Annotated in this window: 18 protein-coding genes and 2 pseudogenes; 6 read left to right on the plus strand and 14 right to left on the minus strand. The window is 63.7% G+C overall.

The window, feature by feature from the left end; genetic code table 11:
- Positions 1 to 26: 26 nt before the first annotated feature.
- The 3 genes from galE to ABIB00_RS28690 all read left to right on the plus strand — a co-directional run bounded on the left by galE (position 27) and on the right by ABIB00_RS28690 (position 3,699).
- A complete protein-coding gene (galE, locus tag ABIB00_RS28680; protein ID WP_354049923.1) occupies positions 27 to 1,040 on the plus strand; it encodes a UDP-glucose 4-epimerase GalE in 1,014 nt (337 codons plus the stop codon).
- 119 nt (positions 1,041 to 1,159) lie between these two features.
- The gene (locus ABIB00_RS28685; protein ID WP_247443635.1) at positions 1,160 to 2,962 is read left to right on the plus strand and encodes an ABC transporter ATP-binding protein; all 1,803 of its coding nucleotides are present in this window, start codon (positions 1,160 to 1,162) and stop codon (positions 2,960 to 2,962) included.
- Positions 2,963 to 2,997: 35 nt separating this feature from the next.
- Positions 2,998 to 3,699: a fumarylacetoacetate hydrolase family protein gene (locus tag ABIB00_RS28690; protein WP_354106663.1), complete on the plus strand. Its 702-nt coding sequence runs from the start codon at positions 2,998 to 3,000 to the stop codon at positions 3,697 to 3,699.
- A 77-nt stretch (positions 3,700 to 3,776) separates the two neighbouring features.
- Here ABIB00_RS28690 and ABIB00_RS28695 read toward each other — a convergent pair whose 3' ends face one another.
- Positions 3,777 to 4,235 carry a YybH family protein gene (locus ABIB00_RS28695; RefSeq protein WP_354106664.1) on the minus strand — a complete coding sequence of 153 codons (459 nt, stop codon included), beginning with the start codon at positions 4,233 to 4,235 and terminating at the stop codon, positions 3,777 to 3,779.
- An 82-nt stretch (positions 4,236 to 4,317) separates the two neighbouring features.
- Between ABIB00_RS28695 and ABIB00_RS28700 the strand changes: the two genes are divergently transcribed.
- Positions 4,318 to 4,905, plus strand: coding sequence for a Spy/CpxP family protein refolding chaperone (locus tag ABIB00_RS28700; protein ID WP_354106665.1), 588 nt, complete (start codon positions 4,318 to 4,320; stop codon positions 4,903 to 4,905).
- 41 nt (positions 4,906 to 4,946) lie between these two features.
- Here ABIB00_RS28700 and ABIB00_RS28705 read toward each other — a convergent pair whose 3' ends face one another.
- From ABIB00_RS28705 to ABIB00_RS28715, 3 genes and pseudogenes are all read right to left on the minus strand, one after another.
- Positions 4,947 to 5,876, minus strand: coding sequence for an aspartyl/asparaginyl beta-hydroxylase domain-containing protein (locus ABIB00_RS28705; RefSeq protein WP_354106666.1), 930 nt, complete (start codon positions 5,874 to 5,876; stop codon positions 4,947 to 4,949).
- A 133-nt stretch (positions 5,877 to 6,009) separates the two neighbouring features.
- Complete coding sequence (locus tag ABIB00_RS28710; RefSeq protein ID WP_247352127.1) at positions 6,010 to 6,165, minus strand: hypothetical protein; 156 nt, start codon at positions 6,163 to 6,165, stop codon at positions 6,010 to 6,012.
- Positions 6,166 to 6,310: 145 nt separating this feature from the next.
- Positions 6,311 to 6,571: pseudogene (locus tag ABIB00_RS28715) on the minus strand (LysR substrate-binding domain-containing protein); the annotation flags it as partial.
- Here ABIB00_RS28715 and ABIB00_RS28720 point away from each other — a divergent pair.
- Positions 6,568 to 7,083: pseudogene (locus ABIB00_RS28720) on the plus strand (YbfB/YjiJ family MFS transporter); the annotation flags it as partial. The pseudogenes ABIB00_RS28715 and ABIB00_RS28720 sit on opposite strands and share 4 nt — an antisense overlap.
- Positions 7,084 to 7,090: 7 nt before the next feature.
- Here ABIB00_RS28720 and ABIB00_RS28725 read toward each other — a convergent pair.
- From ABIB00_RS28725 to ABIB00_RS28740, 4 genes are all read right to left on the minus strand, one after another.
- Entirely contained in the window at positions 7,091 to 8,548 is a 1,458-nt protein-coding gene (locus ABIB00_RS28725; RefSeq protein ID WP_354106667.1) for a flavin-containing monooxygenase, read from the minus strand.
- A 161-nt stretch (positions 8,549 to 8,709) separates the two neighbouring features.
- Positions 8,710 to 10,131: an adenosylhomocysteinase gene (ahcY, locus tag ABIB00_RS28730; protein ID WP_247443641.1), complete on the minus strand. Its 1,422-nt coding sequence runs from the start codon at positions 10,129 to 10,131 to the stop codon at positions 8,710 to 8,712.
- A gap of 127 nt (positions 10,132 to 10,258) precedes the next feature.
- Positions 10,259 to 11,455, minus strand: coding sequence for a methionine adenosyltransferase (gene metK, locus ABIB00_RS28735; protein WP_247352142.1), 1,197 nt, complete (start codon positions 11,453 to 11,455; stop codon positions 10,259 to 10,261).
- 60 nt (positions 11,456 to 11,515) lie between these two features.
- Positions 11,516 to 12,871 carry a hypothetical protein gene (locus tag ABIB00_RS28740; RefSeq protein WP_354106674.1) on the minus strand — a complete coding sequence of 452 codons (1,356 nt, stop codon included), beginning with the start codon at positions 12,869 to 12,871 and terminating at the stop codon, positions 11,516 to 11,518.
- 175 nt (positions 12,872 to 13,046) lie between these two features.
- Here ABIB00_RS28740 and ABIB00_RS28745 point away from each other — a divergent pair, with 175 nt between their 5' ends.
- A complete protein-coding gene (locus tag ABIB00_RS28745; RefSeq protein WP_354106668.1) occupies positions 13,047 to 14,759 on the plus strand; it encodes a caspase family protein in 1,713 nt (570 codons plus the stop codon).
- Positions 14,760 to 14,932: 173 nt separating this feature from the next.
- Here ABIB00_RS28745 and ABIB00_RS28750 read toward each other — a convergent pair whose 3' ends face one another.
- From ABIB00_RS28750 to ABIB00_RS28775, 6 genes are all read right to left on the minus strand, one after another.
- Positions 14,933 to 16,051, minus strand: a complete 1,119-nt coding sequence (locus ABIB00_RS28750; RefSeq protein WP_247352145.1) for a cobalamin-independent methionine synthase II family protein — start codon at positions 16,049 to 16,051, stop codon at positions 14,933 to 14,935.
- Positions 16,052 to 16,071: 20 nt separating this feature from the next.
- Positions 16,072 to 16,791, minus strand: a complete 720-nt coding sequence (locus tag ABIB00_RS28755; RefSeq protein ID WP_354106669.1) for an ABC transporter ATP-binding protein — start codon at positions 16,789 to 16,791, stop codon at positions 16,072 to 16,074.
- Positions 16,784 to 17,539, minus strand: a complete 756-nt coding sequence (locus tag ABIB00_RS28760) for an ABC transporter ATP-binding protein (protein WP_247352149.1) — start codon at positions 17,537 to 17,539, stop codon at positions 16,784 to 16,786. The genes ABIB00_RS28755 and ABIB00_RS28760 overlap by 8 nt, the downstream gene beginning before the upstream one ends.
- Positions 17,536 to 18,564, minus strand: a complete 1,029-nt coding sequence (locus ABIB00_RS28765; protein ID WP_247443644.1) for a branched-chain amino acid ABC transporter permease — start codon at positions 18,562 to 18,564, stop codon at positions 17,536 to 17,538. The genes ABIB00_RS28760 and ABIB00_RS28765 overlap by 4 nt, the downstream gene beginning before the upstream one ends.
- 8 nt (positions 18,565 to 18,572) lie before the next feature.
- Entirely contained in the window at positions 18,573 to 19,442 is an 870-nt protein-coding gene (locus tag ABIB00_RS28770; protein WP_063982180.1) for a branched-chain amino acid ABC transporter permease, read from the minus strand.
- 150 nt (positions 19,443 to 19,592) lie between these two features.
- Positions 19,593 to 20,783: an ABC transporter substrate-binding protein gene (locus tag ABIB00_RS28775; protein WP_247352155.1), complete on the minus strand. Its 1,191-nt coding sequence runs from the start codon at positions 20,781 to 20,783 to the stop codon at positions 19,593 to 19,595.
- Positions 20,784 to 20,788: the final 5 nt, after the last annotated feature.

Consider the following 20,788-nt stretch of genomic DNA (forward strand, 5'->3'; position numbering starts at 1 on the left):
CAGCGTTGATGAAGACGGGTGAGACCATGACTGTGCTAGTCACCGGCGGCGCCGGCTATATCGGAAGTCACACGGTTCTGGCGCTGGCGGAAGCCGGCGAGGACGTCGTTGTGATCGACGATCTCTCCACCGGTTTCTCCGCGTATCTGCCCGAAGGCGTGCCGCTGTTCATTGGCGATGCCGGCGACGAGAACCTGCTCGAAGGCGTGATCGCCCAGCACAATATCGAGAGCATCATCCATTTCGCGGGCTCGGTGGTCGTGCCGGATTCGATGCGCGATCCGCTCGGCTATTACCGCAACAATTTCATGACCGCCCGCAACCTGCTCAACGTCGCAGTCAAGCGCGGCATCAACCGCTTCATCTTCTCCTCGACCGCCGCTGTCTACGGCAATCCGGACCTGGTGCCGGTGCCCGAACACGCGCCGACGCGGCCGCTGTCGCCCTACGGCTCGTCGAAGCTGATGACCGAGATCATGCTGCACGACGTCGCCGCCGCCTACGGCATGCAATACGTGACCTTGCGCTACTTCAACGTTGCGGGTGCCGATCCGCAGGCCCGCATCGGCCTCGCAACCGTCGGTGCTACGCATCTGCTCAAGATCGCAGTGGAAGCCGCGACAGGCCAGCGTGCCAAGATCGACGTGTTCGGCACCGACTATCCGACCCAGGACGGCAGCTGCATCCGCGACTTCATCCACGTCACGGACCTGTCGCAGGCGCATCGCTCGGCGCTCGCGTATTTGCGCAATGGCGGCGCCTCGACGACGCTGAATTGCGGCTATGGCCGCGGCTATTCCGTGCTGGAAACCATCGACGCGGTGCGCCGGGTTTCCGGGCGCAGCTTCGCCGTGCAATACGCCCCGCGCCGGTCCGGCGACATCATGACCATGGTCGCCGACACCAGCCGCATCCGCAGCCTGCTCGACTGGAAGCCGCAATACGACGACCTCGAGACCATCGCCGCGCATGCGCTGGCGTGGGAGGACAAGCTGTTCCGCGAGCACCACGGCGAACTCCGCCACGCCGCCTCGGCCTAGATTCCATCCGGGCGCAAGTCCTTAATTGGGCTTGAAAAGCGCGGCTTTAGCGGGCACAGAGGCCGTTCGATCCCTGACGCGCGGGCAGGCTTTTTTCCTGTGCCGTCAATGGACTACGGATGGCCCAGTTTCCAAAGAAAATCACCGACGATCCCTATGCGGCAGCGGTCCTCGTTCGCCGCCTTGTCACGGAACAAGGGGTCATCTACTGGCGGCGTTACCTCGTCGCCTTCGCGCTGATGGCGCTTGCCGCCGGATCGACCGCGGGCGCGACCTACGTGCTCGGCCAGGTCATCAACCAAGCCTATGTCGACAAGAACATCCCCGGCATCGCGATGTTTTCGGGCATCACCGTGATCCTGCTCTTCATCAAGGGCGTGGCGACTTACGGCCACATGGTGATCCTGACCAAGATCTCCAATGCCATCCTCGCCACCAACCAGCGCCAGCTGTTCGCCAAGCTGATGCGCGAGAGCGTCGGATTCTTCTCCGAGCGGCATTCGTCGGAATTTTTGGCGCGGCTGACGGCCGGAGCAAAGTCCATCACCGATGTCCTCAACATGCTGGTCAACGCCGTCGGGCGCGACCTCATGATGCTACTCGCCATGATCGGCGTGATGGTGTGGCAGGACCCGGTGATGTCGTTCATCGGCCTCGTCGTGGTGCCGCCGGCAATGCTGGTGCTGCGCAAGCTGGTCAAGCGCATCAAGGGCCTCGCCTATAACCAGTTCACCGGCACCGCCGACATCCTGGAGACGATGCAGGAATCGCTGCAAGGCATCCGCACGGTCAAGGCGTTCACGCTCGAAGACACCATGCAGAACCGCATCGACGAGAACATCGCGATCGTCGAGCGCAACGCCAACAAGATGGCCCGCGTCGCCAATCGCTCCAACCCGCTGATGGAGATGCTCGGCGGCTTCGCGGTCGCCGGCTGCCTGCTCTATGGCGGCTATAGCGTGGTCGCGCTCAACGCCACGCCCGGCGCGTTCTTCTCGTTCATGACCGCGTTCCTGATGGCGACCGAGCCCGCCAAGCGGCTGGCGCGGCTCAATATCGACCTCAACAGCCAGCTCGTCGGCGCCCGCATGCTGCTCGAAGTCGTCGACAGCCCCGCGAGCGAGCACTCTGACGACGACAAGCCGGCGTTGAAACTGTCGGATGCACGCATCGAGCTCAACGACGTCAGCTTCTCTTACCGGACCGGCGAGACCGTTCTCAACCGCATGAGTTTCGTTGCCGAGCCCGGCAAGGTCACCGCATTGGTCGGCCCCTCCGGCGGCGGCAAGTCGACCGTGCTGGCGCTGCTGCTGCGCTTCTACGAGGTGATTCAAGGGGACATCGTGATCGACGGCCAGTCGATCGGCTCGATCTCGCGCAAATCGCTTCGCGCACAGACCGCCTATGTCGGTCAGGACGTCTATCTGTTCCGCGACACCATCCGCAGCAACATCGCCTTCGGCCGGTCTGGTGCGACCGAAGAACAAATCATCGATGCTGCGAAAGCAGCCTGCGCACATGATTTCATCATGAGCTTCCCGCTCGGCTACGACACGCCGGTCGGCGAGCACGGCACGCAGCTGTCCGGCGGCCAGCGCCAGCGCATCGCGGTCGCGCGCGCGCTGATCAAGAACGCGCCGATCATCCTGCTCGACGAAGCCACAGCCGCGCTGGATTCCGAGTCCGAGCGGCAAGTGCAGGAGGCGATCGAGCATCTCTGCCGGAACCGCACCACCATCGTGATCGCGCACCGCCTGCACACTATCATGCACGCGGATGCGATCCTGGTAGTCGAGGGCGGCGAGATCGTCGAGCAGGGCCGGCATGACGAGCTGCTCCGCCGCGGCGGACGCTACGCTTCGTTCTTCCGCCTGCAACATCACGACGCAGGCGCTCTGGCGCCGATCAGCGCAACCGCATAGAGTTCGTTTCACCCCAAGAGCAGCGAGACCGCTTCATGAACGCCGCCTCCTACGTCATCCCGCTTCCGGCCCAGGCATCGCTTCCCGTTGTCGGGGAAAGCGGCCGTTATCCCGTGCGCCGCATCTGGTGTGTCGGCCGCAACTATCTCGAGCACATCCGCGAGATGGGCAACGACGAGCGCGCCCCGCCGTTCTTCTTCGCCAAGCACGCCGACATGCTTGTGCCTGACGGCGCCAGCATTCCCTATCCGCCGCTGACCAAGGATCTCCATCACGAGGTCGAGCTGATCGTCGCGATGAAAAGCGGCGGCCTCAATATCCCCGCCGACAAGGCGCTCGACCATGTCTACGGCTACGCCGTCGGCATCGATCTCACCCGCCGCGACCTCCAGATCGCCTCGCGCAAGAAGGAGCGTCCGTGGGAGGTCGGCAAGTCGTTCGACGGCTCCGCCCCTTGCTCTGCGGTGCAGCCGGCATCGAAGATCGGCCATCCCGCCAAGGGCAAGATCTGGCTCACGGTCAACGGCAAGGAAGCGCAGCAGGGCGACCTTACCGAGTTGATCTGGAACGTGCCTGAGATCATCTGGCAGCTCTCGCAGCAGGTGAAGCTCGCCGCCGGCGACATCATCATGACGGGCACACCGGCCGGCGTGTCGCAGCTCCAGCCCGGCGACAAGCTCGAATGCGGCGTCGATGGCGTCGGCACGCTGAAGGTGTCGATCGGCCAGCCGGAGTAAGGCTTACGGCGGCACGAAATAACAAGGCCCCGGACATGTCCGAGGCCTTTTGCATTTCGATGGCGGACGATGCCGATCTACCAGGCCTTCACCGACCGGTCGGCGTGGCTTGCCTGCGGCACGCCGCGATTGAGCGACATGTGGGAATGCACGCACAGCCAACCCTCGGCATTGCAGGAAAACACCATGGTGGCGCGGCCCGGACGCGGAAACGGGCTGCCATCGGGGTGATAGCCCGTGCTCGTGAACGGCGCGATCACGGTTGCCATCGCGCCGTCCCGTGATGCCAGGATCGAGGTTTGCTCAATCACGAATCGGAAGTCGGTCGTCTTCGGCCAGACGTTGTCCCATTGCGTCGAGACCCATTGATCGAGGCCTGGGATGACATCGTTATGCGTGCCGAAGGCCAGCACATCCGGATGGAAGAGCGGCCGCGCCGAAGCATAGTCGACCTCGCGGACATAGCCCGCGAAGGTTTCCAGCCACTCGCGGAAGAATTGCACCAGCTCAGTGTTCGCAACTGGCAACGGGGCCATTGCCTGCTCCATGTTTGACAGCTCATCAGGCAATCTTGTTGCCATGGGGCGAACCGTCCAGCAAGATATGTGGAGAGCACCGGTGGAGACGATCAACGAACCCGGGCCGATTTCATGGAGCCAGCTCATGAGACGCCTTATCCTGCTTGCGGCCACCCTTATGGTCTCGTGCAACGCTGCCAGCGCGCAGTCCAGTCAGCCCTATGCTGGCCTTGAGCAGCGCCCCATCAAGGCGCTGTCGCACCAGCAGGTCGACGATCTTCGAACAGGTCGTGGCATGGGCCTGGCGCTTGCCGCCGAACTCAACGGATATCCCGGTCCGAGCCATGTTCTTGAGTTCGGTGATCGGCTTGACTTGACCGCCGATCAGCGCATCCAGGTTCAGCGCCTCTTCGATGCCATGAAGCAAGAGGCGGTCCCGCTGGGTAACAAGCTTGTCGAGCAGGAAACGGAGTTGGACCGGCTCTTCTCTGCCCGCGTCGTGACCCCGGAGTCACTCAAGGCGACCCTCGTTGCTATTTCGGAAACCCAGGCACTGCTCCGCGAAAGCCACCTCAAATATCATCTGTCGACAACCGCCTTGCTCGATCAGAGCCAAATGCAGCGATACGCGGAGCTGCGAGGTTACCAGCGCCCTGATAGCTCCGAAGGACACAAGCACCATCACTAGAAAATGCTGGTGGTTTGCTTCGCCACCCCATGCAAACGCGATCACCGCAATGCCGACACCACGATGAGGCCGAGGATCAGCGCCGTCAGCGAATATTTCAGCGTGTAGTAGACGTTGCGATTCCATTGCTTGACCTTGCGGCTCGCAAGGTGGATCTCGTAGAGCTTGCCGAACAGCTTGTTGAGCACGCCGACATCCTCGCCGTCGACGTTCTGCGTCGCCGACGCCTTGACGATGTGATGGCTGACCCAGCGGTTGATCGCAGCCATGAAGCCGTACTTCATCGGACGCTCGACGTCGCAGAACAGGATGATGCGGTTGACGTCGGTCTCATTCTCCGCGCTGTGGATGAAGGTCTCGTCGAACATGAAGGCCTCGCCGTCGCGCCAGACGCATTCGACGCCGTCGACCAGGATCCGGCACTTGTTCGAGTTCGGCGTGACGAGGCCGAGGTGGTAGCGCAGCGAGCCGGCGAAGGGATCGCGGTGCGCGCCGAGCTTGCCGCCCGGCGGCAGCATCGCGAACATCGCGCCATGCACGCTCGGGATAGAGTTGAGCAGCTCCACCGTCTTCGGGCACAGCGTGCGCGCCGAGGGTAGAAAGTCGTCGTACCATTTCAGGTAAAACCGCTTCCAGCCGCTCTTGAAGAACGAGTAGAAACCCCAATCGTTGTTCTTCACCGCTGCGCGAATGAAGCCTTCGTCGAACAGGCGAACGGCCTCGTCGCGAATGGTCTCCCAATTCTCGCTGAGCGGCTTGAGCTCGGGAAACTGATCGACCGGGATCACCGGCCTGTTCGGCACCGCCGATCCCGCATACATCAGCACGTTGTAGGGCGAAAGATAGGTGGAGTGATCGCCGAGCTGGCGCGCAAAGCGCAGCCGGTGCTTGCCGCAGAAATGAATGTAGATCGTCGACGCCGCCAGCACATAGAGTATGACGAGCTGCGGTGCAAAAAGCTGTTTCAGCATCTCCCGTTCCCCCAGTGATCCAGCCGGGGACGTGATCTACCCCGACACCGCCCGACCGGCAAGATATTCACCGGTGGGTTGCAATCACGCTCGAGAGAGTAAGGACGGGTGACCTGAGGCGAAACGAGCCGAATCAGAGCCGCGACAGCGCCTGGAGACCCTTGAAGGTCAGGCGCTTGGGATCGGTTACGCCGGCGAGATAGAGCCGGCGGATGAAGGCGATGACGGCGTCGCGGTCGCAATCGGTCAACGCGACGACGGCGTCGACCGCGATCTTCTGGGCTTCCATTGGGCTCACCTCGGCCTTGCAAGTAACCCCGGCCGAGACAGGCTAGGACTCCGCGGTTAATCCAGCGTTAACCGTTCGGCCAGCATGGCCGATTCACCGGGGTGACCGAATACGCGAAACAACGCATTGCCGAGCGCGCAGCCGTTCAACGCGCCTTGATGCTCTTCTTCAGTTGCGCAAAGTGCTTCTTCAGCCGGGGCACGGCAAAGTCGGTGAAGGCTCGCACTTTGGGCACCGAGAGCCGGCCCTGCGGGCAGATCAAATGCGCGGGCATCTCCGGATCTTCGTCGCCGGCCAGCACGATCTCTAATTCGCCGCGCGCGACCTGCTCGGCCACCTGGTACGAATACATCCGCGCCACGCCACGCCCGGCGACGGCGGACGCCACGGCCGCATAGGCGGCGCTTCCTGTCCGGCCTCACCGGAGGAATCATCATGGTGCTGGCGGCCTCCGTCATTCTGCCGCACACTTCGGCCACGCGGCGCGGCATCGTCGGCGGCGTGATCTTTGCGGGCGTCGGGCTCGGCGTCGCCGCGTCGGGCTCGCTGGTGGCTGCTGCTCCAGCAGGGTTTGCAGCAGAGCTGGTATGGGCTTGGTGCGCTCTCGTCTGTACTCACGCTAGCGAGCTGGTGGAGCTGGCCTGCTGAGTCTAAGGCCGATGCGGCGACTTCGCATCACGCGAAGCACGACCATGCTTCGCCCGCTGTCCGCGCCCTGCTGGTCCAATACGGCCTCAACGCGGTGGCCCTGGTGCCGCACATGGTCTTCATCGTCGATTTCGTCGCGGGCGGGCTCGGCCAGGGCATCGCGGCCGGCCCCCGCTACTGGGGGCTGTACGGCCTTGGCGCAATCGTCGGCCCGCTGGTCACCGGCCATCTCGGCGATCGCCCGGATTTGGATCGGCGCTGCGGGCCGCCGGCGAGATCAGGAATACCGCATCACGCCGTCGTCGATCCGGCCGAACCGCAAGGAGACGATGTCGAACGCATAGTTCTGGTAGAGCCGCCACGGCTGCTTCGAGCCCTGCTTCGGCATCTTCGCGACCGAGCGCTGCACGTAACCGGAGGTAAAATCGAGCGACGGCTGCGCGGTGATCTCCGGGTCGTCATTATGCGGCATGCACTGCCGGAAATTGTGCCGGTCCATGTAATTGATGAGCCGGCAGACATATTCGCAGGTGAGGTCGCATTTCAGCGTCCATGATGCGTTGGTGTAACCGAAGGCCGAAGCCATGTTCGGCACGTCGGCATACATCATGCCCTTGTAGGTCAGCGTATCGGCGAAATCGACGGCGCGGCCGTCGACACTGATGTCGAGACCGCCGACGACCTGGAGCACCAGCCCCGTCGCGGTCACGACGATGTCGGCCGCAAGCTCGCTGCCGTCCTTCAGGCGGATGCCGTCGTGGATGAACGTGTCGATCTCCTTGGTGACCACGGAGGCGCGCTGCTCGCGGATCGCCTTGAACAGATCGCCATCCGGCACGAGGCAGAGCCGCTGGTCCCAGGGATTGTAGCGCGGCGTGAAATGGGTCGCGACGTCGTAGTCGGATCCGAGGGCCATCTGTACGCCCTTGAGAACCAGCTCCTTCACCTTCGCAGGACGGCGGCGGCTGAGCTGGAAGAAGAACATCCCCCACATCACGTTGCGCCATCGGATCAGATGATAGGCAAGGCGCGTCGGCAGATTGCGGCGCAATTTGTTGGCGACGGGATCCTGCGCCGGACGCGACACCACATAGGTCGGCGAGCGCTGGAGCATCGTGACCTGCGCAGCCGTCTTGGCGAGCTCCGGCACCAGCGTCACCGCGGTCGCGCCCGAGCCGATCACGACGACGCGCTTGCCCGCGCAGTCGATGTCGTCGGTCCATTTCTGCGGATGCACGATGCGCCCGGCGAAATCCGCGACGCCCGAAAACTCCGGCGTGTAGCCCGCCTCGTATTTGTAATAGCCCGAGCACATGAACAGAAAATTGCAGGTGAAGCGCACGGTTTCGGTCGCGCCCTCGCCCGTGATGCGCTCGACCTCGATCGTCCAGCGCGCCTCACTCGTCGACCACGCCGCACGCTTGACACGATGGCGGAAGCGAATGTGCTTCTCGATGCCGTTCTCGGCTGCGGTTTCGCGCACGTAATTCAGGATCTGCGACCCGTCGGCGATCGCCTTCGGGTCGGTCCACGGCTTGAAGGAATAGCCGAGCGTGAACATGTCGCTGTCGGAGCGGACGCCGGGATAGCGAAACAGGTCCCAGGTGCCGCCGATGCAGTCGCGCCCCTCGAGGATGACGTAGCGCTTGCCCGGGCATTTGGTCTGAAGATGATAGCCGGCGCCGATGCCGGACAGGCCGGCACCGACGATCAGCACATCGAAATGGTCTTGCATCGTTTCCCCGCAGCCGAGGATTGTCCGCTCGCGGGCGCTGCGCGTCAACTCGCAATCATCTCCCGACACAGCCACGACGAGAGGCGCGCGCGTTGCGTTCAAAACAACGAAGCCCCGGATTGCTCCGGGACTTCGCCTCGATGATCAGTCAGATCAGCGGATCAGTACCGGTAGTGGTCCGACTTGTACGGACCTTCCTGCTTCACGCCGATGTAGTCGGCCTGGTCCTTGCGCAGTTCGGTGAGCTTGACGCCGATCTTGGCGAGGTGCAGGCGCGCGACCTTTTCGTCGAGCGATTTCGGCAGCACGTAGACTTCCTTCTTGTACTTGCCGTCCTTGTTGTTGGCGAAAAGCTCGATCTGCGCCAGCGTCTGGTTGGTGAAGGAGGCCGACATCACGAACGAGGGATGGCCCATGGCGTTGCCGAGATTCACCAGGCGGCCTTCCGACAGCATGATGATGCGGTGCTTGTCGGGAAATTCGATCTCGTCGACCTGCGGCTTGACGTTGGTCCACTTCAAGTTGCGCAGACCCGCGATTTGGATCTCGTTGTCGAAGTGGCCGATGTTGCAGACGATGGCGCGATCCTTCATCGCGCGCATGTGCTCGATGGTGATGATGTCCTTGTTGCCGGTCGCGGTGACGAAGATGTCGGCGCGGGGGGCGGCGTCTTCCATGGTCACGACTTCGTAGCCTTCCATCGCAGCCTGGAGCGCGCAGATCGGATCGACTTCCGAGACCAGCACGCGGCAGCCGGCCTGGCGCAGCGAAGCGGCCGAACCCTTGCCAACGTCGCCGAAGCCCGCGACCATCGCGACCTTGCCCGACATCATCACGTCGGTGCCGCGGCGGATGCCATCGACCAGCGATTCACGGCAGCCATAGAGGTTGTCGAACTTCGATTTGGTGACGCTGTCGTTGACGTTGATGGCAGGCCACAGCAGTGTGCCCGCCTTTTGCATGTCATAGAGACGATGCACGCCCGTGGTGGTTTCTTCGGAAACGCCCTTGATGCTCTTGGCGATCCCGGCGAAGTAGCCCTTTGGCTTTTCCTTGAGCTGCTTCTTCAGAAGCGCGAAGAATACTTCCTCTTCTTCCGAACCCGGGTTGTCCAGGAACTTGGTGTCGCCGTTCTCGGCGCGCAAACCGAGATGGACGTACATGGTGGCGTCGCCGCCGTCGTCGAGGATCATGTTCGGGTGACCGCCGCCGTGCCAGTCGAACAGCTTGGCGGTGTAGTCCCAGTATTCGGTAAGACTCTCGCCCTTGACCGCGAACACCGGAATGCCGGCGGCCGCGATCGCAGCCGCGGCGTGGTCTTGCGTCGAATAGATGTTGCAGGAGACCCAGCGGATGTCGGCGCCGAGTGCGGCCAGCGTCTCGATCAGCACGCCAGTCTGGATCGTCATATGCAGCGAGCCGGCGATGCGTGCGCCCTTCAGCGGCTGCTTCGGGCCGTATTCTTCCCGCGTGGCCATCAGGCCGGGCATCTCGGTCTCGGCCAGCGAGAGTTCCTTGCGGCCGAAATCGGCGAGCGAAAGGTCCTTGACGATGTAGTCGGTGAAGCCGGGCTTCGCATTCATAGCGGAGGTCCTGTTGTTGAATTGGTCATTCCGGGTCGCCCTCGAAGAGACAAACCCGGAATCTCGATACAATGGATAAGGTTCCGGGTTCGCCGCTGTCGCGGCGCCCCGGAAATGACGTCGGTGATCAGACGGCGCGCTTGAGCGCTTCGACGAGATCGGTCTTCTCCCAGGAGAAGCCGCCCTCGTTGTCGGGCGTGCGGCCGAAATGGCCGTAGGCGGAGGTGCGCGCATAGATCGGGCGGTTGAGATCGAGATGGCTGCGGATGCCGCGCGGGGTGAGATCCATCGCCTTGGCGGCGGCCTTCTCGAGCTGGTCCTCCGACACCTTACCGGTGCCGTGGGTGTCGATGTAGATCGACAGCGGGCGCGCCACGCCGATGGCGTAAGCGAGCTGCAGCGTGCAGCGATCGGCGAGACCGGCCGCGACGATGTTCTTGGCAACGTAGCGGGCAGCGTAAGCCGCGGAGCGGTCGACCTTGGTCGGATCCTTGCCGGAGAACGCGCCGCCGCCGTGCGGGGCCGCACCACCGTAGGTGTCGACGATGATCTTGCGGCCGGTCAGGCCGGAATCGCCGTCGGGACCGCCGATGTAGAACTTGCCGGTCGGGTTGATGTGCCAGATGGTTTTCGCCGTGATCCAATCCTTCGGCAGCGCCTCGCGCACGTAGGGCTCGACGATGTCGCGAATTTGCTTGGACGAGATGTCCTCGACGAGATGCTGATGCGACACCACGATCTCGCGCACGCCGACCGGCTTGCCGTTCTCGTACTGCACGGTGACCTGGCTCTTGGAGTCAGGGCCCAGCACCTTCTCGCGGCCGGAGTGGCGCGCTTCGGAGATGAGGCGGAGGATCTTGTGGGCGTAGAAGATCGGCGCCGGCATCAGGTCGGGCGTCTCGTTGGTGGCGTAGCCGAACATGATGCCCTGGTCGCCCGCGCCCTCTTCCTTGACCTCGCCCGGCTGCAGCGCATCGACGCCCTGCGCGATGTCGGCGGACTGCGGATGCAAGAGGATCTCGATGTCAGCGGTGTTCCAGTGGAAGCCGTCCTGCTCGTAGCCGATGTCCTTGATCGCGGCGCGGACGACGCCTTCGATCTGCTCGTTGGTGACGGATGCGGGACCGCGGGTCTCGCCGGCGATCACGACCTTGTTGGTGGTCGCGAGCGTTTCGCAGGCGGCACGAATTTGCCAGGGATCGATGCCTGCCTTCGGTCCTTCGCGGTAGAACAGATCGACGATCTCGTCGGAGATCCGGTCGCACACCTTGTCCGGATGGCCTTCGGACACGGACTCGCTGGTGAAGAGATAGGACGCGCGCATCAGTAACCCCTTGTTCCGCTGCTAGCTGGCGGACGTTGCGATATTTAGCTTTGGATGATGTCAATCACGCCGGCGCGAGATGACGTAGGATTCGTCGAGAAACCAGAGCCCATTGTACTTTCGCAGCACGTCCCTGGCGGCATCCAGAGTGCGGCCGTTTTGAGTCATTTCTGTCAACCGGTCGTCCTCGATCTGGGCGACGTACACTGCCGCATTCCACGCTGCAAAGGCCGTCGAGGTGCCGATAGTGCCTGTCACCTCGTTGGGCAGAGCTTCCATATCATACCTGAAGATCGAGCGGTTATCCGCATAAGCATTAAAATTTAAGTCGCGGCCCACCGAGCCGAGCTCGTACTTCGCTGCGCGCAATAGCTCATGACGGCTCACTGAGAAAGGATTTTCTCCGGGCCAGATCGCCTGGATCATTTCCATGCCCGGATCCTGGCCGTGGGAGTGAATTCCGATCAGGCGGCCGCCTGCCCGCAAGGCCCGCGCCAGGGGCGCAATGATCCGTTTTGCCCGAAAATTGACCGAGGACAGCGCGCGGTATGGCTGGGATGCAATAACGAGGTCGAAATTGGCCTCGGTCTGGCCTGGCCGCGGAATGGTCGAATCGAGCAGAAACCGCTGGTCTTCGCGGTAAAGCACCAGAACGACAGGCCGCTCATATAGCGGCATGCCCGTGCGCGGGCTGACCGCCGCGCGCCAATTCTGCTCCAAAAACGGCTTCAGCTCCGCGATCTGGGTCTCGAACTCGCCCGAGGAAGCCCCCCGCAAGGGAACCTCGTGCCAGACCGTCGCGGCGGCCGCCGCGGGCGATGCCGGCGTGAGCCAGGGCGCCTCGGAGTAGAACATGTTGGTAAAGACGAACACCGACGCCGGATGCTCGAAAATGCGATCCGGCACCTTCTCCAGCGTCAGACGGAGGTCTTCGAGGCTGAGCTCCTTGCCGGCGACATAGAACGGCATGTGCGGAAAGCGCTGATGCATCGAGCGCAGCACGCGCGCCAGCACCGTGCCGTCGCCCACGCCGGCGTCGAACACGCGCAGCGCCGGGGGCCGCGGATGGATGCTGGCAAGCTCCAGCGCCACGCGCTCGGCGACCACCCGCTTCTCACTGCAAGTGTGGACGAACAGCAGGTATTTCTGGCGGTTTTCGAAAAAGCGGAAATTGCCGCGCGGATCGCGCTTTTCCGGCGGCACCTGAAGCCCCCGCGGGGGCGGCACGCCGCCGGCCATCGATGCGGCCATATAGGCCTGGATCCGGTCCAGCGTGTCGATGGTAATACGCTTGCCCTCGCGCAAGCGGTGCACGAGCTTCCCATCGTTCACCGCGCGCCGGCCGAACGTCGACTCCGCCATGTCCGCCTTGCGGCAGAACTCGGTGATTTGGCTCAGGATTTCGTCGTTCTTCATGGAGTGGGACGCGGTGGGCAGAAGGGTTGGGTATTGCCTCCTAGCAAAATCTGCCCACCGAGGGAATAGGGGATCGAGCCGCCTTCCGTTTGCCGTGTGCACAACGGCGAGGCCGTGAACCACGGCGCCCCGCCGAACAACAAACAGACGCCTCTCCTCAACGGGACCACCACCAATGCGTCGCCTGCTCGTCGCGTTCTGCCTGCTCGCCGCAACCCTGTGGTCGGCGCCCGCTTTTGCGCAGGCGCGCAGCCAGCTTGGGCCGCTCTGCACTACCGACACCACGCCGGCGGATCAGATGATCGACGCCTGCACCAGGATCATTGCGCTGAAGGTGTTCAAAGGCGAGCAGCTCGCGACAGTCTACTTCTGGCGCGCGGTAGGCTGGAACAAGAAGGGCGATTACGCCAAGGTCATCACTGACGCCACGGAAGCGATCCGGCTCCAGCCGAACCAGGCACTCCACAACCTGCGCGGCTCGGCGTATTACGACAAAGGCGACTACGAGATCGCGGTCGCCGATTTCGACGATGCGCTGAAGCTCGGCCCGCCTGATGGCACCATCTTCCACAATCGCGGCAATGCCTGGCGCGGCAAAGGCGATTACGCCAAGGCGATCGCCGACTACGACCTGTCGATCACGACCAATCCAAAATCGGCATTCTCGTACCAGAACCGCGGCATCTCCAAGGAGGCGCTCGGGGACCTCGACGGCGCGCTCGCCGATATCAACCAGGCGATCCGGCTCGACCCGACGCTGCCGCAGCCGCTGATTAACCGGACCGCCATCTGGCGTGTCAGAGGCGATTACGATCGCGCGATTGCCGACGGCAGCGAAGCGATCCGGCTCGCGAAGGAAAAGCCGCCCGTCAACATCATGACGCCGCCGAACAGCGTGCTGATCTCGGGCTACACCCATCGCGCGCTCGCCTACGAGGCCAAAGGCGACTACGCGCACGCGCGAGACGACTACAAGGCGACGCTGGCGATCGTGGCATCCGATGCCGGCAGCAAGGCCAACCAGGCCACCGCAAAGGTGCGGCTGTCGCTGGTCACGGACGCAAGCGCGCCGATCCCGCGCGATGCCCCGTCAGCAGTGACGCACCCGGCACAGGCACCGGCTCCTCAGCAAACGAACACAGCCCCCTCACCTGCTCCGGACACTCGCGGCACGCGCATGGCGCTGATCATCGGCAACGGCGCCTATGCGCATGTCAAGGCACTGCCCAATCCGCCCAACGACGCACGCGCCGTCGCGAAGAGACTGCGCGACATCGGCTTCACCGTGTCGGAAGGCGTCGATCTCGACCGCGCAACGATGCAGAGGATGACGCGCGATTTTTTGCGGGAGGCGGCGCGGGCGCAGGTGGTGGTGGTTTATTATGCCGGCCACGGCGTGCAGGTCGACGGCCGCAACTATCTCATTCCGGTCGACGTCGAACTCAAGCCGGGCGCGAGCATGACGGACGCGATGATCGACATGGACACGATCATGGCCGGCCTCGACGACCAGGTCCGCACCAACATTCTGATCTTCGATGCCTGCCGCAATAATCCGATGGCACAACGGGTCGCATCGGCCGGCACCAACCGCGCCATCGAGGGGGCGTCGGGCCTCGCAGCGCCAACCAGCCTGGGGACCGGCGCGACGCTCGGCGCGGGCACGCTGATCGCTTTCGCCACCGCACCGGGCCAGGTCGCGCTCGACGGCGAAGGCGCCAACTCGCCGTTCTCCGCCGCGCTCTCCCGCCATCTCGGCACGCCCGGCCTGGAAGTGCAGCAGATGCTGACGCGGGTGCGGGCCGAGGTGGTCTCGAGCACGAAGAACAAGCAGGTGCCGTGGTCGAACTCGTCCCTGCTGGGCGAGGTTTATCTGGCGGAGAAGTGAGATATTCTCGTGGCCCGGACGCAGCGCAGCGCCTCTTCAGCGGTGCGCTGCAGAGCCGGGGCCCATGTCTCCGCGATGCAGTTCGTGGCCTTCTGGGTCCCGGCTCTGCGCAGCAACGCTAAAGCGTTGCAGCGCCTCCGAGACACGAGCGACGCTAGCGTCGCACCAACCTGTCAGTTGCCCCACACTTCCTTTGCGATCTCCACCGCAAGGCCGAGCTTGGCCCACTGCTCTTCTTCGGAGAGGACGTTGCCCTCTTCCGTCGACGCAAAACCGCACTGCGGGGAGAGCGCAAGCTGCTCAAGCGGCACGAACTTGGCGGCTTCTTCCAGACGGCGCTTGATGGCGTCCTTGTTTTCGAGCTCGCCGAATTTCGAGGTGATGACACCGACCACGACGACCTTGTTGCCCTTGGGCAGGAAGCGCAGCGGCTCGAAGCCACCGGCGCGGTCGCTGTCGTATTCCAGGAAGTAACCGTCGTAATTTGTGCCGGCGAGCATGGTCTCCGCCACGGGCTCGTAGCCGCCTGAAGAAATCCAGGTCGAGCGGAAATTGCCGCGGCAGACATGGGTCGTTACCACCATGTCGGCCGGCTTCTCGGCCAGCGCGTAGTTGATGATGCGCGCATAGATCTGCTGGAGACCCTCGGGATTGTCGCCGCGCTCGCGTGCCTTCTGCAATTCGTCCTGCGAGCAGAGATAGGCCCACACGGTGTCGTCGAACTGGAGATAGCGGCAGCCGGCGTCGTAGAACGCCTTCACGGCCTTGCGGTAGGTCTTGCCGAGGTCCTCGTAGAAGGCGTCGAGATCGGGATAGACGTCCTTGGAGATCGCCTTGCGGCCGCCGCGGAAGTGCAGCACCGCCGGCGACGGAATCGTCATCTTGGCGGTGACGTGAGCCTGATCGGCGACCTTCTTCAGGAAGCGGAAATGGTCCAGCATCGGATGGTCATCGGGAAAGTCGAGCTTGCCGATCACCCGCACCGCGTCGTGCCGCGTCTCGACGCCCGCGAACTGGATGCCCGTGTCGGGGTGGAACATTTCGCAGCCGGTGAGCTTGGCCAGGAAGTCGAAATGCCACCAGGAGCGGCGGAATTCGCCGTCGGTTGCGAGCTTCAAGCCGACCGAGGCCTGCTTGTGCACGACCTTCTCGATCTCCATGTCCTCGATCTTGCGCAGATCATCGGCCGAGATCTCGCCCTTCTCGAGCCTGGCGCGGGCTTCCTTGATCTTGGCCGGGCGCAGGAGGCTGCCGACCTCGTCGGCGCGGAAGGGGGCTTTGGTTCGCTGCATTTCTTGTCTCTCCCGAATTTCTAGTGGGCCGCCGCCGCCCCTGCGACGCCGAGGTGGCGCTCCAGCACCGACGGGTCGGCCTTCAGCGCGGCGCTCGGGGCGTCGTGGACGATCGTTCCGCGCTCCAATATCACAACGCGGTCGGCCAGCCCCAGAATCTTTTGGGCATTCTGCTCGACGATGATCGAGCAGATGCCGCCCGCCCGAGTGATGGCGCCGATCGCCTTTAACAGCTCCTCGACGATGATGGGGGCAAGGCCCTCGGTCGGCTCGTCCAGGAGAAGGACCTTCGGATTGAGGGTCAGTGCGCGGCCAATCGCCAGCATCTGCTGCTCGCCACCGGAGAGCTGGTTGCCAAAATTGCTCCGCCGCTCCTTCAGCCGCGGGAACATCTCGTAGACCCTCTCGACGGTCCAGGAACCGGGCTGGGCCACCGCGGTCATGTTTTCTTCTACCGTGAGCGAGCGAAAGATATTGCGCTCCTGCGGCACCCAGCCGATGCCGGCGCGCGCCCGCTGGTCGGGCCGCAAGGTCGTGACGTCAGCGCCGGCCAGCTCGACAGTGCCGGAGAAGCGCCGGGTCACGCCGACGATCGAATTGATCAGCGTGGTCTTGCCGGTGCCGTTGCGCCCCAACAGCGCCAGCACCTGGCCCTCGGCGAGACGCAGGGACATGTTCGGCAGCACCACCGCTTCGCCGTAGCCGGCGCGAAGCGAATCGATCGCGAGCAGGTCAGACATTGACCGCCTCCTCGCCGAGATAGACCGCCTTGACCTGCGGGTCGCGCGCGACCTGCTCGGGCGGGCCTTCGGTGAGCAGCGCGCCCGAGACCAGCACCGAGATGCGGTCGGCAAAGGAGAAGACAAGGTCCATGTCGTGCTCGATCAGGAGCACGGTGACGTCGCGCGGCAGGCTGCCTACGACGGCGAGAATGTCGTGGCGCTCGCTCTCGGGCACGCCGGCGGCAGGCTCGTCCAGCAGCAGCACGCGCGGCTTGCCCGCGATCGCGACCGCGATCTCGAGCAGGCGCTGCTTGCCGTAAGGAAGCGTCACGGTCTGTTCGTTCATGACGTCGAGCAGATGGAAGCGCGTCAGGAGGTCGGCGATCTCGCCGTTGACGTCGCTGCGCGTGCCCATCCGCCGCCACCAGTCGCCGCCATGGCCGAGGCGCTCGGAAACCGCGAGACCGATGGTCTCGAGCGGCGTCAGGTCGGGATAGAGCTGGTTGATCTGGAAGGTGCGCGACAGGCCGCGCAACACGCGCTTGTGCACGGGAATATCGGTGATGTCCTGGCCTTCAAGCAGAATGCGGCCAGAGTTCGGCTTGAGCACGCCGGTGAGCTGGTTGATGACCGTGGTCTTGCCGGCGCCGTTCGGACCGATCAGCGCATGGCGGGCGCCTTGTTCGATTTTTAGCGACAAGTCGCGGGTGACGCGCAGCCCGCCGAACTGCTTTTCGAGATTTTGGGTTTCGAGCGCGATGGTCATGCGTCGCTCTCCGGCACGGCAACCACGGCCTTGCGCCCGGCAATCTGTTTGATGACCAGGTTCGGCAAATACAGCACCCAGCGATGCAGGCGCTGACGGCCGATCAGGACGATCACGACCAGCACCAGGCCGATCCAGAACTGCCAGTATTGCGGGGTGATGGTGGAGAACAACTCCTGGAGCATGCGGAACAGCACCGCGCCAACCAGCCCGCCATAAAGATAGCCGGTGCCGCCGATCACGAGCACCAGCATCAGGTCCGCCGAGCGCTCGAAGGCGAACACATCGAGCGAGGCGATCGCGGTGGTCTGGGTGAACAGCGCGCCGGCGATGCCGGCATAGAACGCCGCGAGCGTGTAGATCGCGATCAGGCGGCGGTTGACGGGGATGCCGATGGCGGCAGCGCGCAACGGATTGTTCTTGATCGCCCGCAATGACAGGCCGAACGGGGAATGCACGACGCGGCGGGCGAACAGGAACAACAGGAACAGAACGGCGAGCGAATAGAAAAATCCGGTCTTGCCGAACATGTCGAACGGGATTTCGCCGAAGATCGGCTGCATCTCGATGCCTTGCAGCCCATCGGTGCCGCCGGTGATGTTGGAGAAGCGTTCGGCCAGCGCCTCAAGCAGCAGCGCGATGCCGAGCGTCACCATCAGCCGCGTCAGGTCGACGCCGCGGATCACCAGGAAGCTGGTGGCAAAGCCGAGCACCATCGCGACAAGGCCGGCGACGACAAGCGCAAGCACGGGCTCGTTGACGATCCCGTGCAGCGCAAGAAGCCCCGCCGCATAGGCGCCAACGCCGAAGAAGGCGGCATGGCCGAGCGAGACGATGCCGGCGTAGCCGAGGACGAGGTCGAGCGACATCGCAAACAGCGCCAGCCTCAGGATGTCGGTCATGATCAAATAGCGCGTGGGAAATGCGAAGCCGCAGGCCAGCACGATCAGCCAGAAGGCGGCCTCGCCATAGTGCCAGCGTGCCTGGCGCTGGGCGTGATAGCCGACGTCGGAGGAGGCGCTCATCGGCGAACTCAACGCGCGGCCGTGCGGCCGAACAGACCGTTCGGGCGCCAGATCAGGATCACGATCATCATGGTGTAGATCACGAAAGGACCCATCTTCGGCACGTAATATTTGCCGGCGACGTCGCCGATGCCGAGCAGGAGCGAGGCCAGAAACGGGCCGGTGATCGAGGACGAGCCGCCGACGGTGACCACGATCAGGAAGTAGATCATGAACTTCAGCGGGAAATACGGGTCGAGGCCGAGGATCTCGGCGCTCAGCGCGCCGCCGAGGCCGGCGAGGCCGCAACCGAAGGCAAATGTAAAGGCGAACACCTGCGGCACGTTGATGCCGAGGCCGCTCGCGGCGCGGGGATCATCGACCGCGGCGCGCAGGCGGCTGCCGAACCGGGTCTTGGCCAGCACCATCTGGAGACCGATGGTGAGCAGCCCGCAGATCACGATGATCATCAGGCGGTAGCGACCGATGCCGACGCCGAACACGTCGAACTGGCCTTGGAGCGCGGCCGGCAGGTTGATGAAGACCCGCGACGAGCCCTGGATGTAATCGACAGCCGCGACCGACATGAAGGTAAGACCAATGGTGAACAGCACCTGGTCGAGATGGCTGCGCGCATAGAGGTGTCGGTATAGCGTGCGCTCGAGCACGATGCCGATCGCAGCAGCGGAGACGAAGGCAAGCGGAAGTGCGGCGAAGAACGGCCAGCCCATCCGGTTGACCAGCACCATGCAGACATAGCCGCCGGCCATGGCGAAGGCGCCGTGGGCGAGGTTGACGAAGTTCATCAGGCCGAGCGTGACCGCAAGCCCGCAAGCGAGCACGAACAGCAGCATGCCGTAGGCAACGCCATCGAACAGGTTGGTGAGGATAGAGGTCATCGTCTCAGCTTGGACTTGGGCGTCGTGGCCGGGCTTGTCCCGGCCATCCACGTTCTGCCTGGTTTTCCCGGCTTTGCGTGGATGCCCGGGACATGCCCGGGCATGACGCAGACACCGGAGGCGGGCTCCGGGATGACGCGCTTTCGCGCGTCACTTCTTGGTCTTACCGAGATCCTTGACAGCCTCGAAGGTCGCGAACTCTACGTTGTAGAGCTCGCCGTCGACCTTCTCGACCTTGCGGATGTAGATGTTCTGCACGATGTCGCGGGTCTCGGGGTCGATCGAGATCGGGCCGCGCGGGCTCTCCCACTTCTGGCCCTTCATGGCTTCGACCAGCTTGGTGCCGTCGGTGTCGCCGTTGGTCTTCTTCAGCGCTTCGTAGATCAGGTGAATGCCGTCATAGCCGCTCACCGCCATGAAGCCCGGCCGGTTTCCGTACGCCTTCTTGTAGGCCGCGACGAAATCCTTGTTCATCTGCGAGGGATGCGCCGCCGAATAGAGGTGCGCGGTGACCGTGCCCAGCACGGCGTCGCCCATGTTGTTGAGGAGGTCGTCGTCGGTGACGTCGCCCGGTCCGATCACCTTGATGCCGGCCTTGTCGAGCCCACGCTCGGCATACTGCTTCATGAAGTTGCCGCCCTGGCCGGCCGGCACGAACACGAAGATCGCGTCGGGTTTTGCGTCCTTCATGCGCTGGAGGAACGGTGCGAAATCGGGATTGGCAAGCGGCGTCTTCACCTCTTCGACCACCTCGCCGCCGCCGGCGGTGAAGTTCTGCTTGAAGAAGTTGAGCGCGTCATTGCCCGGCGCATAGTCCGAGGTCAGCGTCGCCACCTTCTTGATGCCGTTCTTCACCGCCCAGTCGGCGATGATGGTGGAGGACTGCGCCAGCGTGAAGCTGGTGCGCACGATATAGGGCGAGCGCTCGGTGATGATGGAGGTGCCGGCCGCCATCACGACTTCCGGGATCTTGGCCTGCGTCGCGAGCGGAGCCGCAGCGAGCGCGGCCGGCGTCACGCCAAAGCCGGCGATGAAATTGACCTTGTCGTTGACGATCAGTTCCTGCGCGGCCGTCTTGGTCTTGTCCGGCACCGCGCCGTCGTCCCTGAGGATGATCTCGATCTTCTTGCCGGCGACGGTGTCGCCGTTCTGCTGCATGTAGAGCTTGATCGCGTTCTCGATCTGCTTGCCGGTCGAGGCCTGGCCGCCGGTCATCGGCAGGATCAGGCCGACCTTGACGCTGTCCTCGGCCTTGGCCGGAGCGACGGCAGCAAGGCCGGCGATGGCGGCCACTGCTGCGGCCCAAACAGCCTTATGAGACAATTGTTTGCGTTCGAACATCAGAT

Source organism: Bradyrhizobium sp. LB14.3 (assembly GCF_040547985.1).
Lineage (GTDB): Bacteria > Pseudomonadota > Alphaproteobacteria > Rhizobiales > Xanthobacteraceae > Bradyrhizobium.

What these genes read in the sequence shown, in the direction of transcription:
- ABIB00_RS28695 (WP_354106664.1), bottom strand. Translation starts at nt 4,235, where the DNA reads ATGGCCCCGTTGCCAGTTGCGAACACTGAGCTGGTGCAATTCTTCCGC.
- ABIB00_RS28755 (WP_354106669.1), bottom strand. Translation starts at nt 16,791, where the DNA reads ATGTCTGACCTGCTCGCGATCGATTCGCTTCGCGCCGGCTACGGCGAA.
- ABIB00_RS28705 (WP_354106666.1), bottom strand. Translation starts at nt 5,876, where the DNA reads ATGCTGAAACAGCTTTTTGCACCGCAGCTCGTCATACTCTATGTGCTG.
- ABIB00_RS28765 (WP_247443644.1), bottom strand. Translation starts at nt 18,564, where the DNA reads ATGAGCGCCTCCTCCGACGTCGGCTATCACGCCCAGCGCCAGGCACGC.
- ABIB00_RS28685 (WP_247443635.1), top strand. Translation starts at nt 1,160, where the DNA reads ATGGCCCAGTTTCCAAAGAAAATCACCGACGATCCCTATGCGGCAGCG.
- ABIB00_RS28740 (WP_354106674.1), bottom strand. Translation starts at nt 12,871, where the DNA reads ATGAAGAACGACGAAATCCTGAGCCAAATCACCGAGTTCTGCCGCAAG.
- ABIB00_RS28745 (WP_354106668.1), top strand. Translation starts at nt 13,047, where the DNA reads ATGCGTCGCCTGCTCGTCGCGTTCTGCCTGCTCGCCGCAACCCTGTGG.
- ABIB00_RS28750 (WP_247352145.1), bottom strand. Translation starts at nt 16,051, where the DNA reads ATGCAGCGAACCAAAGCCCCCTTCCGCGCCGACGAGGTCGGCAGCCTC.
- ahcY (WP_247443641.1), bottom strand. Translation starts at nt 10,131, where the DNA reads ATGAATGCGAAGCCCGGCTTCACCGACTACATCGTCAAGGACCTTTCG.
- ABIB00_RS28725 (WP_354106667.1), bottom strand. Translation starts at nt 8,548, where the DNA reads ATGCAAGACCATTTCGATGTGCTGATCGTCGGTGCCGGCCTGTCCGGC.
- metK (WP_247352142.1), bottom strand. Translation starts at nt 11,455, where the DNA reads ATGCGCGCGTCCTATCTCTTCACCAGCGAGTCCGTGTCCGAAGGCCAT.
- ABIB00_RS28710 (WP_247352127.1), bottom strand. Translation starts at nt 6,165, where the DNA reads ATGGAAGCCCAGAAGATCGCGGTCGACGCCGTCGTCGCGTTGACCGAT.
- ABIB00_RS28760 (WP_247352149.1), bottom strand. Translation starts at nt 17,539, where the DNA reads ATGACCATCGCGCTCGAAACCCAAAATCTCGAAAAGCAGTTCGGCGGG.
- ABIB00_RS28775 (WP_247352155.1), bottom strand. Translation starts at nt 20,783, where the DNA reads ATGTTCGAACGCAAACAATTGTCTCATAAGGCTGTTTGGGCCGCAGCA.
- ABIB00_RS28690 (WP_354106663.1), top strand. Translation starts at nt 2,998, where the DNA reads ATGAACGCCGCCTCCTACGTCATCCCGCTTCCGGCCCAGGCATCGCTT.
- ABIB00_RS28770 (WP_063982180.1), bottom strand. Translation starts at nt 19,442, where the DNA reads ATGACCTCTATCCTCACCAACCTGTTCGATGGCGTTGCCTACGGCATG.
- galE (WP_354049923.1), top strand. Translation starts at nt 27, where the DNA reads ATGACTGTGCTAGTCACCGGCGGCGCCGGCTATATCGGAAGTCACACG.